Origin of the sequence: Oceanivirga miroungae (assembly GCF_902505095.1) — a bacterium.
Taxonomy (GTDB): Bacteria; Fusobacteriota; Fusobacteriia; order Fusobacteriales; family Leptotrichiaceae; genus Oceanivirga; species Oceanivirga miroungae.
In genome coordinates, this window is sequence record NZ_CABWIB010000001.1 from 741,416 (window position 1) to 755,607 (window position 14,192).

Sequence of the window (14,192 nt, forward strand, 5' to 3'; positions counted from 1 at the left end):
ATTGCCATACTAGGAGGAAAAAATGAAAACAATGGACGGAAATGAAGCTTGTGCGTATGTATCTTATGCATTTACAGAGCTAGCAGCTATTTATCCGATTACTCCATCATCAACTATGTCTGAATATATAGACGAATGGTCCTCAAAAGGAAAGAAAAATATTTTTAATGAAACTGTGAAAGTTGTTGAGATGCAATCAGAAGCAGGGGCAGTTGGTGTAGTACATGGAGCATTACAAACAGGAGCATTAACAACAACATATACAGCATCTCAGGGTTTATTGCTAAAGATACCAAATATGTTCAAAATTTCAGGAGAATTACTACCTGGTGTAATACATGTTGCATCAAGAAGTTTATCAACACATGCACTTTCTATTTTTTGTGATCATCAAGATATATATAGTGTAAGAACAACTGGATATGCAATATTAGCAAGTAGTTCAGTACAAGAGATATTAGATATAGCACCAGTAGCTCATTTATCAACTATAAAGTCAAGAATACCTTTTGTACATTTTTTTGATGGATTTAGAACATCACATGAACTTCAAAAAGTAGATCCTATTGAATACAGTGAAATGGAAAAATTAATAGATAAAAAAGCTCTAAAAAGATTTAGAGATAATAGTTTAAATCCAGAAAGTCCTGTGACTCGTGGAACAAGTCAGTCTGATGATATATATTTCCAAGTAAGAGAATCACAAAATATATTCTATGAAAATGTAGCTGATATAGTAAATGACTATATGAATGAAATATATAAAATAACAGGAAGAAAATATGCGCCATTTATGTATTATGGTGATAAAGATGCAAAAAAAATAATAATTGCAATGGGAAGTGTTACTAAGACAATAGAAGAAGTAGTAGATGATTTAAATAGTAAAGGTGAAAAAGTAGGTCTTATTACAGTCCATCTATACAGACCATTTTCTACAAAATACTTATTCGATGTTATGCCTAAAACTGTTGAAAAAATAGCAGTTTTAGATAGAACAAAAGAACCTGGAGCAAGAGAACCTTTATTTTTAGATATTGTTTCTGCCTTTAATAATTATGATAAAAAACCTTTAATTGTAGGTGGTAGATATGGGCTATCATCAAAAGATACAGATCCTAGTCAAATAAAAGCAGTATTTGATAACCTTGATTTAGTAGAGCCGAAAGACGATTTTACAATAGGAATTATAGATGACGTAACATATAAATCGCTTGTTGTAAATGATTATGAAATAAAGAAAAATGAGGGATTAGAAGCAATTTTTTATGGACTTGGGAGTGATGGTACAGTAAGTGCTAGTAAAAATACAGTGAAGATTATAAACTCATCTACAAATTTTTATTCTCAAGGATTTTTTGCCTATGATTCTAAAAAAGAGGGTGGACTTACTAGGTCATATTTAAGAATATCAAAAGATAAAATAGATAGACCATATATAGTGAAAAATGCAGATATTGTAAGTTGCTCGAGCTTTTCATATATATTAAAGTATGATTTATTAAAAAATATTAAACAGGGTGGAATCTTTTTATTAAATACAATGTATTCAAAAGATAAAATAGAAGAGAAATTACCTGATGAATTTAAAAAAGGCTTAGCTTTAAAAAATGTTAAGCTATATATAATAAATGCAACAAAACTAGCATATGAACTTAAAATGGGTACAAAGATAAATACTATAATGCAATCAGCTTTTTTTAATATTTCAAAAATAATAGACTATGATGAAGCTAAAAAGCTAATGATTGATTATGTAAATAAGGTGTACTACAAAAAAGGGAATGAGGTATTAGAAAAAAACTATAAAGCCATAGACTTCGGTAATAAGGTAGAAGAAATAGAAGTTAAAAAAGAATGGGGAAATATTGAAACATTCTTTAAGGAAATGAAATTAAATACTTTTATGGAGAAAATACAAAATAAGGTAGATAAACTAGAAGGTTATGATATACCAGTTTCGTTTTTTAAGGGATTTGAAGATGGTACATTTTTACCAGGGTCAGCTGCAAAGGAAAAAAGATCTATTGCAACTAAAGTACCTAAATGGAGACCAGAAGAATGTATACAATGTAATCAGTGTGCCTTTGTATGTCCGCATGCTACTATAAGACCATTTTTATTAAATGAAGAAGAATTAGAAAACGCTCCAAATAAATTAGCTACAATTAAACCAGTAGGAAGAAACACAGAAGGACTTAGATTTTTAATTCAAGTTGATCCGGAAGACTGTACAGGATGCACGGCTTGTGTTGACATATGTCCAGCTAAGAATAAAGCTTTAGTTATGGAACCAATTGAAGAAGCATTTTTAAGAGGTGATGATAAAAATGCTAGATATGTTTATGAAAATGTAACATACAAAGATAATATAATGCCAACAACAACAGTTAAAGGAAGTCAATTTGCAAAACCTTTATTTGAATTTAGTGGAGCTTGTGCAGGTTGTGGTGAAACACCATATATTAAATTAGTTACACAGCTATATGGCGATAAAATGTTAATTGCAAATGCAACTGGATGTTCTTCAATTTATGGAGCAAGTGCCCCTAGTACACCTTATACAACAAATGCTTGTGGAAGTGGTCCAGCTTGGGCTTCAAGCTTATTTGAGGATAATAGTGAGTACGGATTAGGTATGCATGAAGGAAGTAAAATACTAAGAACAAGAGTTCATAATTTAATGAAAGAAGCATTATTATCTGAAAAAGTATCTGATGAAATAAAAAATGCGATAAATAATTTCTTTGAAGACGAAAGTGATGAAAATAAGAATAACTTAGTAAGTTTAATAGAAAAAGAAAAGTCTAATAATAAAATAATAAATGATATATATGACTTAAAAGCATATATACAAAAAAGAGTTGTCTTCATAATTGGTGGAGATGGTTTTGCTTACGATATAGGCTTTGGTGGACTTGACCAAGTATTATCTATGGGTGAAAATGTAAATATACTTGTACTAGATACAGAAGTATATTCTAATACTGGTGGTCAAATGAGTAGAGCAACAAGTATGGGGGCAGTTTCTAAATTTGCAGCAAAAGGTAAAAGACTTGCTAAAAAAGATTTAGCACTTCAGATGATGACATATCAAAATGTGTATGTGGCAAAAATTGCTATGGGAGCAAATCAAAACCAAACAATGAGAGCTATAAAAGAAGCTGTTGAATATGATGGACCATCTTTAATTATTGCATATAGCCCATGTATAGAACATGGAATAGTAGGAGGACTAAAAAGTCAAAGTGAAGAACAATTAGCAGTAGAAGTAGGTTATTGGCAATTATTTAGATATAATCCGACACTACTTAGTAAAAATAAAAATCCATTGCAATTAGACTTTAAAAAGCCTGATTGGGATAGATACGAAGAATTTTTAATGAATGAAAATAGATTTAGAAGACTTAAAAATGAAAATCCAGAAATAGCAGATGAATTATTAAATGAAAATAAGATTCAATCTCAAAAAAACTTCAAATATTATCAAATGTTAGCAAATATGGACTATAGTGAATAAAATATCAAAAAACACTTGACATTTATTTTGGATATGAGATAATAAGTTATAAAAATAACAAAAGGAAAGAAGGGATTTCAAATGCAAAGAATGATCTTAAATGAGACGTCTTATCATGGTTATGGTGCTATCAATCAAATTATTACAGAAGTAAATAATAGGGGGTATAAAAAAGCTTTAGTTGTTACTGATGCTGATTTAATTAAGTTTAAAGTTTCTACAAAAGTAACAGATTTACTTGATGAAAACAAATTAGAATATGAAGTATTTAGTGATGTTAAGCAAAATCCAACTATTGAAAATGTTAAATCAGGGGTTGAATTTTTCAAAAAATCTAATGCAGATTATATAATTACAATTGGTGGAGGAAGTGCAATGGATACAGCTAAAGCTATTGCTATTGTAATAAATAATCCTGAATTTTCTGATATAAGAAGTTTAGAAGGATTAACACCATCAAAAAATAAATCTGTACCAATAATTGCAGTTGCAACAACAGCAGGAACAGCTTCAGAAGTAACTATAAACTATGTAATAACAGATGTTGAAAAGAAAAGAAAATTTGTTGCAGTAGATCCACATGATATTCCAGTAGTAGCTATAGTAGATCCACAAATGATGGAAACTATGCCAAAATCATTAATGATAGCAACAGGTATGGATGCTTTAACTCATGCAATCGAAGGATACATTACAAAAGGCGCATGGGAAATGAGTGATATGTTCCATATTAAAAGTATAGAACTTATTGCAAATAATCTATATAAAGCAGCAAATGGAGATAAAAAAGCATTAGAAAATATGGCACTAGCTCAATATATAGCTGGTATGGGTTATTCAAATGTTGGATTAGGAATAGTTCACTCATTAGCACACGGTTTAGGTGCTTTATATGATATGCCTCATGGAATAGCAAATGCAAGATTATTACCAACAATAATGGAATTTAATGCTAGCGAAACTGGTGAAAAATATCGTGATATTGCTCGTGTATTCGGTGTTAAAGACGTTGATAATATGACACAAGCTGAATATAGAAAAGCAGCAGTAGATGCAGTATTTAAGTTAACAAAAGATTTAGAAATAGATCCTTCATTAAAAGAATTTATTAAAACAGAAGAAGAATTAGAATTCTTAGCACAATCTGCATTTGATGATGTATGTCGTGGAGGAAACCCAAAAGATACAACTAAAGAAGATTTAAAAGGAATATATTTAAAATTAATGAAATAGTAGATTTGGTAGGCAGCATGCCTACCTTTTTTTGACAAAAAAATATAAATATTGTACTATTTAATTAACCAAGACAATTAGTCCTTCCTAAAATGGAGGGAATGATGAAAAATAAAGCACATACACTTAGTGAAACAGTAGCTATTAGTTTTTTTTTAATAACATGTATGAGTATTTCAATTTACTATGCCGAAAATATAATAGACAAAGTTATAGCATATCAAATGAAAGAAAAAATAATAAATATATTAGAATCTAATAATGATATTCAGTTTGATTTTTACAAAAAAATAATTAAGGTAGAAAATAAAGAATATTTATTAGATAGTAGACTAAATTATAGCTTTTCTAATGGAGAAAAGATAAAAAGTATTAGCTTTAATGATAAAAACTATAGTAGAGGCTTAAGTGTATTTATAAAAAATAAGAAAAATAAAATACTAGATAATATAGTTTTTAGTAATAATAATCCGTTGAAAATATATATGCTAAGCGAAAAACAATGAAAAAGGTATACTGCTTTACAGCCTTATTATTGTATATTTTTTTTATTTACACTATAACATATAAAAATGAAGCGGTATTTGTAAAAGATGTATATATTACACAGAGCAATGTGTATGTTAGTAGAATAAATAATAAATTACTAATAAAGCCAAAATTTGAATATAACAACTATGAAATAACTAAAAACGGAAACTATAAACTATACTTTAAAAATGACGAATTTATTGGTTACAAAGAAAGTTACTTTAATAAGTTAAGAGATATTATAGATAAAAGAATAGAAAAAGTATTTGATTATAAATTAAGAGCATACGCAAAAGCCTTACTGCTAAGAGATAAGTCATATTTAGATGAATATAGTTTACAACATATAAAAAAGGCATCTATATCGCATATATTTGCAACATCAGCATTTCATTTATCTTTAATTTATATGATAGTTATACGACTACTATTAGGTTTAAATAAAAGAATTAAAGAGATAATTGCCTTAGTATTTATCAGTATATATGTATTTACCTTAGGTTTTAGTCCATCGATACTAAGAGCATACTTAATGATTTTAACACATACTTTATTTAAAAATAAATTTAAAAGTGAAAATGTATTACTTTATACATTTTTACTAACACTTTTAATAAACCCGTATCAAATATTGAGTGTATCATATATATTAACATATTTAATATCATATGTAGTTTTAGTATCAAAATACAACAATATATTACTAAAATCAGCCATTATTCAGTTAGTAACATTACCTATAATATATTATACATTTGGTGAATTTAATTTGATCTCATTTTTAGTAAATATAGTATATATACCCTTATTTATGTTTTTAATATACGGTTTAATAATTTCATTGCTTGTAAATTTTACAATTTTAATTAATTTTTTAGAAGAGTATGTAGTAATTTTAGAAACTGGTTTATACTATATTTCAAAAATAGAAATTACAATTATTAAGTACAATAAAGTTTATTTTATTTTTATTTTAATGTTGTATCTAATAGGCATTTTTGCTTATATACAGCACATTTACGGTTTGACTAGAAGGAGTTAATAGTATATAATATGAAGTATGAAAAAATTAGAGTTTTAGGGATAGATCCAGGAACTGCAATAGTTGGTTATTCAATTTTAGAATTAGAAAATGGAAAGTATAATTTAATAGATTATGGCTGCATATATACAGATAAAGATACAAAAATGGAAGTTAGATTAGAGCAAATTTATGATAGATTAGATACTATTATTAAACTATATAAGCCAAGTGAAATGGCGATAGAAGATCTATATTTTTTTAAAAATCAAAAAACTGTTATAAAAGTTAGTCAAGCAAGAGGTGTAATAAATTTAGCAGCTATAAAAAATGGGCTAGATATAACTGATTATACTCCATTACAAGTTAAAATGGGTGTTTGCTCATATGGAAGAGCTACAAAATCCCAAGTACAAGAAATGGTGAAACTAATACTAAGTTTAGATGAAATACCAAAACCAGATGACGCTGCAGACGCTATTGCTATTGCAATAACACATTTAAATAGTATGAATATACCTAAAATAGATAAAACTAATATCAAAAAAAGTAATTTAAAAACTGGAGCAAAAATTAGCGCAAAGGATTATAAAGAGCTTTTTAGGAAATGAGGAATCATGAATATAATACTATATGAACCAGAAATACCATATAATACAGGTAATATTGGTAGAACTTGTGTTTTAACGAATACAAATTTACATTTAATAAAGCCATTAGGGTTTAGTATAGATGAAAAGGCCATAAAAAGAGCAGGACTAGACTATTGGAAATATGTTAAGCTATTTGTATGGGAAAGCTTTGATGAATTTTTAGAAAAAAATCCTAATGCTAGAATATACTATGCAACTACAAAGACAAATAAAATATATACAGATGTAAAATACGAAATGAATGACTATATTATGTTTGGCCCAGAATCAAGAGGTATACCAGAAGATATTCTTTATCATAATAAAGAAAATTGTATAAAAATACCTATGGTTAAAATGGGAAGATCACTTAATTTATCAAACTCTGTAGTAGTTGTACTATACGAAGCATTAAGACAAAATAATTTTGAAATGTAGGAGAAAAAACATGAAAAGAAAATATATAACAACGCCAATTTATTATCCAAATGCAAAACCACATATAGGGACTGCATATACAACAGTAATAGCTGATACTTTAGCTAGATATGAAAGACTATATGGTAATGAAGTTATCTTTACAACAGGGATAGATGAACATGGTCAAAAAATAGAAGAAGTAGCTAAGAAAAATAATATTAGCCCACAAGAATGGGTTGATAATATGACAGAAGATTTTAAGAAGCTATGGAGTGCTTTAAATATTTCTTATGATAAATTTGTAAGAACAACTTCAAAAGAACATATAGAAGTTGTAAGACAAATAATACAAAAAGTATATGATAATGGTGATATTTATCTAGGATCATATAAAGGGAAATACTGTGTATCAGAAGAAACATTTGTAACAGAATCTCAATTAGTAGATGGTAAGTATTTAGGAAAAGAAGTAATTGATGTAGAAGAACCTTCGTATTTTTTCAGACTTTCTAAATATGCAGATAAGTTAATTAAATACTATGATGACAATGAAAACTTTATAATCCCTAAACACAGAAAAAATGAGATTGTTTCATTTATAAACCAAGGGTTACAAGACTTATCTATATCAAGAACAAGTTTTGACTGGGGAATACCATTAGAAATAGGAAAAGGACATATAGTATATGTTTGGTTTGATGCACTAAATTCGTATTTAACAGGTGCAAATTATCTTAATCAAGATGAATTTAACAAAACTTGGAATGAATCAAATATAGTTCATTTTTTAGGAAAAGATATACTAAGATTTCATGCTATGATATGGCCAGCAATGTTAATGTCAGCAGGTATTAAATTACCAAATCACATAGCAGCTCATGGTTGGTGGACAATAGAGGGCGAAAAAATGAGTAAATCATTAGGAAATGTAGTAGATCCACATGAAGAAATTAAAAAATACGGACTTGATGCATTTAGATATTTCTTACTTCGTGATTCTAATTTTGGATCAGATTCTGATTATAGTAAGGAATTAGTGATAAGTAGAATAAATTCAGACTTAGCAAATGATTTAGGAAACTTATTAAATAGAACACTTGGAATGCAAAATAAATATTTTGGAGATGTAATACAAGAAGCTACTAAATTAGAAGATATAGAGCATGAAATATATAGCCTATATGAAAAAACAGTAGAAGATGTATATAAAAGCTTACAAGAATTTGATTTTTCTAACGCATTAAAAACTATATGGGTATTAGTTTCAAGAATGAATAAGTATATAGATGAAACAGCACCTTGGCTTTTAGCAAAAGAAGAAAATTTTGATAGACTTAAAACTGTAATGTATACATTATTTGATATGTTAAGAAATCTAGCTTACTTACTATCACCAGTTTTAGTAGAAAGCTCAGCTAAGATTTTACATCAAATAGGACTAGATGAAAAAATAGAACAAAATAATATATATAATATAGGGAAATTAAAAGCAAATACTAGAATAAATGAAGCCCAAATTATATTCCCTAGAATAGAAAAAGAAGTAGAGGAGTATAAAAAGGATTTAAAAATATCTAATCCAATAAAATTAGAAGACTTTAGTAAGGTAAATATAGAAGTTGTAGAAATTGAAAAAGTATATGAAGTAGAAAATTCTAATAGACTTTTAAGATTTATAATTAAAACAAAAAATGAAAAAAGACAAGTAATATCAGGTATTGCAAAAGACTACAAAAACTATAGTGAATTAGTTGGTAAAAAAGTATTAGCTGTACTTAATTTAGAACCAGTTACAATACAAGGTTTTGTATCACAAGCCATGCTTTTAACAACAGTAGAGAAGAAAAAAACTAAGTTAATAGAAGTAGATTTAGATATTAAAGTAGGAGGACTAGTTAAATAATGAAAAAGATAATAATAACAATGTTTTTTGTAGTGGTATCAATCATATCGTTTTCAGAAGCTAATTTTGTAAATGTTTCATCTGATACATTTGATGAAGAAAAATATATAGTGTACACTGCACTTTGGTGTCCTCATTGTAGAGCAGAATATGAACATATACAAAGCATTTATGAAAAATATAAAGATAACTTTAATTTAGTAGTTTATGTATCATCTGATGATACTAAAGAGAAAATATCAAACTATTTTGATGCTAAACATTTTACGTTTCCAATAATTTATGATGAAGATAATTTCTATGCTAAAAGGGTATATAATATAAAATATCTTCCAACAATTATAAAATACAAAAAAGGTTATGATTTAAAAGTATTAGATCTTGTATTTAATGTAAATAACTATTATGAATATAATAAACACTTAATTGATAAAAATGTAAGAAAAAGTCTAAAAGATGTAGTCTTATTAAATAAAGAGAATAAAGAAGTAAAATTAGTAGATATTGCTACAGATAATAAAGTGATAGTTTATGAAAATACAAATGAATTTAACGATGATTATGTATATTTAGTAAATGATAAAATTATGAATATAGATGAATTTCTAAATCTTAATAAAGATAATGTTTTCTATATTTTATCTAAAAACTTAGATTTTGATAAGTCGTATATGGTAATAGTAAAAGATTCATTATTTACAAATTCGTTTATGCCAATAAGATAGATAAAAAAGTGGTAGCTTAGTCTATCATTTTTTAAATATTTTAGTTGACAATTACTCTATTATGGTGTACTATAAACCTATAACACTAAAACAAAAAAAGAAGGTGGTAAAATGAAAAAAAAGCTTGTTTTTATTAGCATGTTTGTAAGCATATTATCAAGTGCTAATATAAAAGAATATAGACCAAATTATGAGCTTTTAGATAAATATAAATTGGCAAAAAAAATTGCAGGTGTTATGCAAGAATATAACTATGTAAGTCCATTTTATTCTAAAACAAATCACAGTGAATTGGTAGGAGTTAAAATTGGAGATATATCTTATTCATATAATAACAAATTAAAAGATTATGAACTAACAATTAGTAAAAATATTTCAGAATTTTTAGATACAACAACGCTAAAGAAATATTATCAAAAATTAAATGAGTTCTATATTTTAAAAGACAAAAAGAAAAATGACTACAAAGAAATTATAGCGGCATATTTTGAATATATTTTAGCTAATATTGAATTAAATAATTCAAAAAATATATATGATAATGCAAAAAAAAGTACTACTGTGTATGAAAAAGCATATGCATTAGGAAATATATCTGAAATTGAATTAGAAAAAATGAAATTGAAGTTAAAATATATAGAGTTAGAGTATATGAAAAATGAGATTAATTTAAAAAATAGAGTGAAGATGCTAGATGTTCTGAATATTGATAAATCTAGTATAGAAGAAGATGATATTAATATATATGAAGTAGAAGAAAAAGATATCAGGAAATATGTAGACTATGAAAATGAAAAGATTGATGTTAATAATAACATAAATTATTATGAGAATTTAAAAAATAGAATTGATTCTTTTATGCCAGATATATATTTAACTTACTCAAAAAACAAAAAAGATAGTGAATTTTCGATTAACGTATCTAAAACAATACCACTAATTGATAGTAAATATATTGATAATGCAGTAAGTGAAAACAGAAAAGTTTTTAGTAAAATAAAATATCAAGATGAGCTAAAAATATATAAATTACATAAAAATATATTAGATATATCAAAAAATGAGTATGAATTAGCTAAAAAAGAATTAGAAATTTCAAAAGTTGAATTAGAACTAGGAAAAATTAGTGAATTAAAGTATATCGAAAAATTAGAAGAAGTTTCTAATAAGGAAATTGAAATGATAAAAAATAAGATAAGTTTATCAAAATATATATTGGAAAGAGAGTAGAAGATGAAAAGAAGATTTAAAAGTAAAATATTAATTCTTATTATAATTTTAATTGTAGCTATAGCATTTATTAAAATAAAAAATAGAAATATGAATGATAATAGTCAAATAATGACAGAAAATGTAAAAGAAAGTAGTTTAGTTTTAAAGTATGATGTACAAGGTTTAATTGAATCTGAAAAAATAGTAAAAGTATTCTCAAATAACATAGCAGTTGTAAAAAAGGTTAATTTTAGAGAAGGACAAGAAGTAAAAAAAGGTGAGGTATTAGTAGAACTAGAAGAAAATATGACAGATAGTGAAGCAAATATTAAAAAAGCTAAATTAGCATATGATAATTTAAAAAAAGAATATGAATCATCAAAAAAACTATATAATCTAGGAGCTATATCTAAAAATGTACTAGAAAGTGCTAAAATGCAATATGATAATTCAATTATTGATTTGAATTTAGCAAAAAGTAGATACAAAAAGTTTGATAGTGAGATTAAATCTCCAATATCAGGGGTTGTTATTGAAACTAATGCGGATGATAATTATACAATAGATAATAGAACTCCCTTATTTAAAATAGCAGATACTGAAAACTTACAAGTTATACTAGAAGTATCTAACTCTATGGCTAAAAATATAAAGTTAGCAGATAGTGTAAGCATTACATCAGATTCATTAAATCAAGGAACAATTTTAAAAGGGACTGTAGAAAAAATTTCTAAAAGTAGTTTTAAATCAAGATTTAGTAATGAAAACATAACAAGAATAATAGTTAAATTAGATAATTATGCTACTTTAAAAACAGGTGATCAAGTAGAAGCTAGTATAATATATAAAAATATTGAAAATAAGATAATAATACCTTTTCAATATATAGTAAATGAAAATAATAAAACAGTAGTATATGTATTAGAAAATGGACTTGTATTAAAAAAAGAAATAGTATTAGGAGCATCAGATGGTATTAACTACGAAGTAACTAGCGGACTTAATAAAGATGAGCTTATGTTATATAATCCTAACGGAAAATATAAAGTAGGAGATAAAATAAAATGATAATTTCAGTTAAAAATTTAAGAAAAACATATACTAATGGAAACTTATCTGTTGAGGTTCTAAAGGGAGTAAATTTAACTGTAGAAAAAGGAGAGTATATCTCAATAATGGGACCTAGTGGTAGTGGTAAATCTACTTTTTTAAATATATTAGGTTGTCTTGATTTATTAACATCAGGGGAGTACATATTAGATGATAAAAATATAACTAATCTAAGTGATGACGAACTATCTGAAGTTAGATGTGAAAAAATAGGCTTTGTATTTCAAGCATATAATTTATTAGCAAAATTAACATCTAAAGAAAATGTAGAATTACCTGCAATATATAAAGGTACTAGTTCAAATAAAAGAAGTGAAAAAGCAGTTGAATTACTTAAAATGGTAGGACTAGAAGAAAGAATAAATCATAAACCTAGTGAATTATCAGGTGGACAAAAACAAAGAGTAGCCATTGCAAGATCTTTAATAAATAATCCAAGCATAATATTAGCAGACGAACCAACTGGAAATTTAGATTCAAAATCAAGTGAAGAAATACTAGAGATATTTAGAAAATTAAATGAGATGGGAGTTACAATAATTATGGTAACTCATGAAGAAGATGTTGCAATGCATACCAAAAGAATAGTTAGATTGAAAGATGGAATAATTGAAAAAGATTATTTAGTAGAAAATAGGCTGGGTGGTAAATAATGAATATATTAGAAATAATGAAATTAGCAGTAGAAAATTTGCTTAGCTTTAAATTCAGATCTTTTTTAACAATGTTAGGTATAATAATGGGAATAGCTTCTGTAGTCTTATTATCATCACTAGGAAGTGGATTTCAAGCTAAAATACTAGATGATGCTAAAGATTCTGTGAATTCTTTAATAAGTGTTAGAATAAATTCAAAATACTATCAAGAAAAAAAAGTTAAAAGTAGTGATTTATTTAATTTAACTGATGCAAAAAAATTATCTAAAATTGATGTTGTAGACAAAGCATTAATAGACATTGAAAATGGATTTTATGAACCAGTAAGTCAAAAGAATTTTATGATCTCAGGTGCTAATGATGACTATTTTGATGTTTTTAATAAAAAGATATTAAAGGGATATAAGTTCATAAGACAAAATGATAATGTAATAATAATATCTGAAAATACAGCCAAAAAATTATTTGATAAAGAAAATCCTATAGGTAAAGAAATAAAGCTTAATAACTATAATGATGATATAGTTGGTAAATTTAAAGTTATTGGAGTATATAACGGTAATTTAGATAAAACATCAGAAATTTTTGGAGATAATATACCATTAGAAGCATTAGTACCATTTGAAGTACTTGATAGGCTAAATTATAATAGAGAAAAAAAATATGAGAATATTATATTAAAACCGAAAGATAATAAAAACCTAAAAGAAAAAATAGATATAATAAAAAAATATCTAGAAACTCGTGGAAGTAAAAAAGATATGTATGAAGTTAAACCAATATCTGAACAATTTAATGAAATAACTGGTATTTTAAATAAAATAGGATTATTTATTAACCTAGTAGCCAGTATTGCTATAATAGTAGGTGGTATAGGTGTTATGAATATAATGCTAGTTAGTGTTAAAGAAAGAATAACAGAAATTGGTTTAAGAAAAGCAATAGGTGCTAAAAATAAAGATATAATGATACAATTTTTAATAGAAACTGTAATACTAACATTATTTGGAGGATTAATTGGAATAGTTTTAGGATATATACTAGCCTTAATTGTAGGAAGTGTTGTAAAGGTATTACCTATATTAGAATTTAAGGTAGTTATAATTTCCTTTATTATATCAAGTTTAACAGGTATAATATTTGGAATATACCCAGCAAAACAAGCAGCAAAACTATCACCAATGGAAGCTTTAAGAAAAGAATAATACATAATATGTATTATTTTTTTT

The 14,192-nt window shown here is 26.1% G+C and carries 12 protein-coding genes; all 12 read left to right on the plus strand.

Annotated features, from left to right (window positions below; genetic code table 11):
• Positions 1-22: 22 nt before the first annotated feature.
• The 12 genes from nifJ (at position 23) to OMES3154_RS03740 (ending at position 14,168) form a co-directional block, all read left to right on the plus strand.
• Positions 23-3,520 (plus strand): pyruvate:ferredoxin (flavodoxin) oxidoreductase, encoded by a 3,498-nt coding sequence (gene nifJ, locus OMES3154_RS03685; RefSeq protein ID WP_156683450.1) that lies wholly within the window; start codon positions 23-25, stop codon positions 3,518-3,520.
• Between the two features lie 81 nt (positions 3,521-3,601).
• Positions 3,602-4,753: a lactaldehyde reductase gene (gene fucO / locus OMES3154_RS03690; protein WP_156683451.1), complete on the plus strand. Its 1,152-nt coding sequence runs from the start codon at positions 3,602-3,604 to the stop codon at positions 4,751-4,753.
• A gap of 104 nt (positions 4,754-4,857) precedes the next feature.
• Positions 4,858-5,259, plus strand: coding sequence for a hypothetical protein (locus tag OMES3154_RS03695; protein ID WP_156683452.1), 402 nt, complete (start codon positions 4,858-4,860; stop codon positions 5,257-5,259).
• 29 nt (positions 5,260-5,288) lie between these two features.
• Positions 5,289-6,326 carry a ComEC/Rec2 family competence protein gene (locus OMES3154_RS03700; protein ID WP_231679261.1) on the plus strand — a complete coding sequence of 346 codons (1,038 nt, stop codon included), beginning with the start codon at positions 5,289-5,291 and terminating at the stop codon, positions 6,324-6,326.
• Positions 6,327-6,352: 26 nt separating this feature from the next.
• Positions 6,353-6,916, plus strand: a complete 564-nt coding sequence (gene ruvC / locus OMES3154_RS03705; RefSeq protein ID WP_156683953.1) for a crossover junction endodeoxyribonuclease RuvC — start codon at positions 6,353-6,355, stop codon at positions 6,914-6,916.
• Between the two features lie 6 nt (positions 6,917-6,922).
• Positions 6,923-7,375, plus strand: coding sequence for a tRNA (uridine(34)/cytosine(34)/5-carboxymethylaminomethyluridine(34)-2'-O)-methyltransferase TrmL (gene trmL / locus OMES3154_RS03710; RefSeq protein ID WP_156683454.1), 453 nt, complete (start codon positions 6,923-6,925; stop codon positions 7,373-7,375).
• 10 nt (positions 7,376-7,385) lie between these two features.
• The gene (gene metG, locus OMES3154_RS03715) at positions 7,386-9,260 is read left to right on the plus strand and encodes a methionine--tRNA ligase (RefSeq protein ID WP_156683455.1); all 1,875 of its coding nucleotides are present in this window, start codon (positions 7,386-7,388) and stop codon (positions 9,258-9,260) included.
• Complete coding sequence (locus tag OMES3154_RS03720) at positions 9,260-9,985, plus strand: TlpA family protein disulfide reductase (RefSeq protein ID WP_156683456.1); 726 nt, start codon at positions 9,260-9,262, stop codon at positions 9,983-9,985. The genes metG and OMES3154_RS03720 overlap by 1 nt, the downstream gene beginning before the upstream one ends.
• 111 nt (positions 9,986-10,096) lie before the next feature.
• The gene (locus OMES3154_RS03725; protein WP_156683457.1) at positions 10,097-11,215 is read left to right on the plus strand and encodes a hypothetical protein; all 1,119 of its coding nucleotides are present in this window, start codon (positions 10,097-10,099) and stop codon (positions 11,213-11,215) included.
• Positions 11,216-11,218: 3 nt separating this feature from the next.
• Complete coding sequence (locus OMES3154_RS03730; protein WP_156683458.1) at positions 11,219-12,265, plus strand: efflux RND transporter periplasmic adaptor subunit; 1,047 nt, start codon at positions 11,219-11,221, stop codon at positions 12,263-12,265.
• Positions 12,262-12,960, plus strand: a complete 699-nt coding sequence (locus OMES3154_RS03735) for an ABC transporter ATP-binding protein (protein WP_156683459.1) — start codon at positions 12,262-12,264, stop codon at positions 12,958-12,960. Before OMES3154_RS03730 ends, OMES3154_RS03735 begins: the two co-directional genes overlap by 4 nt.
• On the plus strand, positions 12,960-14,168 hold the full coding sequence (locus OMES3154_RS03740; RefSeq protein ID WP_156683460.1) for an ABC transporter permease: 1,209 nt from the start codon (positions 12,960-12,962) through the stop codon (positions 14,166-14,168). The genes OMES3154_RS03735 and OMES3154_RS03740 overlap by 1 nt, the downstream gene beginning before the upstream one ends.
• The last annotated feature ends 24 nt before the right edge of the window (positions 14,169-14,192 follow it).

Excerpts from the sequence above, each read along its gene's own strand:
- nifJ (WP_156683450.1), top strand. The coding sequence starts at position 23 with ATGAAAACAATGGACGGAAATGAAGCTTGTGCGTATGTATCTTATGCA.
- fucO (WP_156683451.1), top strand. The coding sequence starts at position 3,602 with ATGCAAAGAATGATCTTAAATGAGACGTCTTATCATGGTTATGGTGCT.
- OMES3154_RS03695 (WP_156683452.1), top strand. The coding sequence starts at position 4,858 with ATGAAAAATAAAGCACATACACTTAGTGAAACAGTAGCTATTAGTTTT.
- trmL (WP_156683454.1), top strand. The coding sequence starts at position 6,923 with ATGAATATAATACTATATGAACCAGAAATACCATATAATACAGGTAAT.
- metG (WP_156683455.1), top strand. The coding sequence starts at position 7,386 with ATGAAAAGAAAATATATAACAACGCCAATTTATTATCCAAATGCAAAA.
- OMES3154_RS03720 (WP_156683456.1), top strand. The coding sequence starts at position 9,260 with ATGAAAAAGATAATAATAACAATGTTTTTTGTAGTGGTATCAATCATA.
- OMES3154_RS03725 (WP_156683457.1), top strand. The coding sequence starts at position 10,097 with ATGAAAAAAAAGCTTGTTTTTATTAGCATGTTTGTAAGCATATTATCA.
- OMES3154_RS03730 (WP_156683458.1), top strand. The coding sequence starts at position 11,219 with ATGAAAAGAAGATTTAAAAGTAAAATATTAATTCTTATTATAATTTTA.
- OMES3154_RS03735 (WP_156683459.1), top strand. The coding sequence starts at position 12,262 with ATGATAATTTCAGTTAAAAATTTAAGAAAAACATATACTAATGGAAAC.
- OMES3154_RS03740 (WP_156683460.1), top strand. The coding sequence starts at position 12,960 with ATGAATATATTAGAAATAATGAAATTAGCAGTAGAAAATTTGCTTAGC.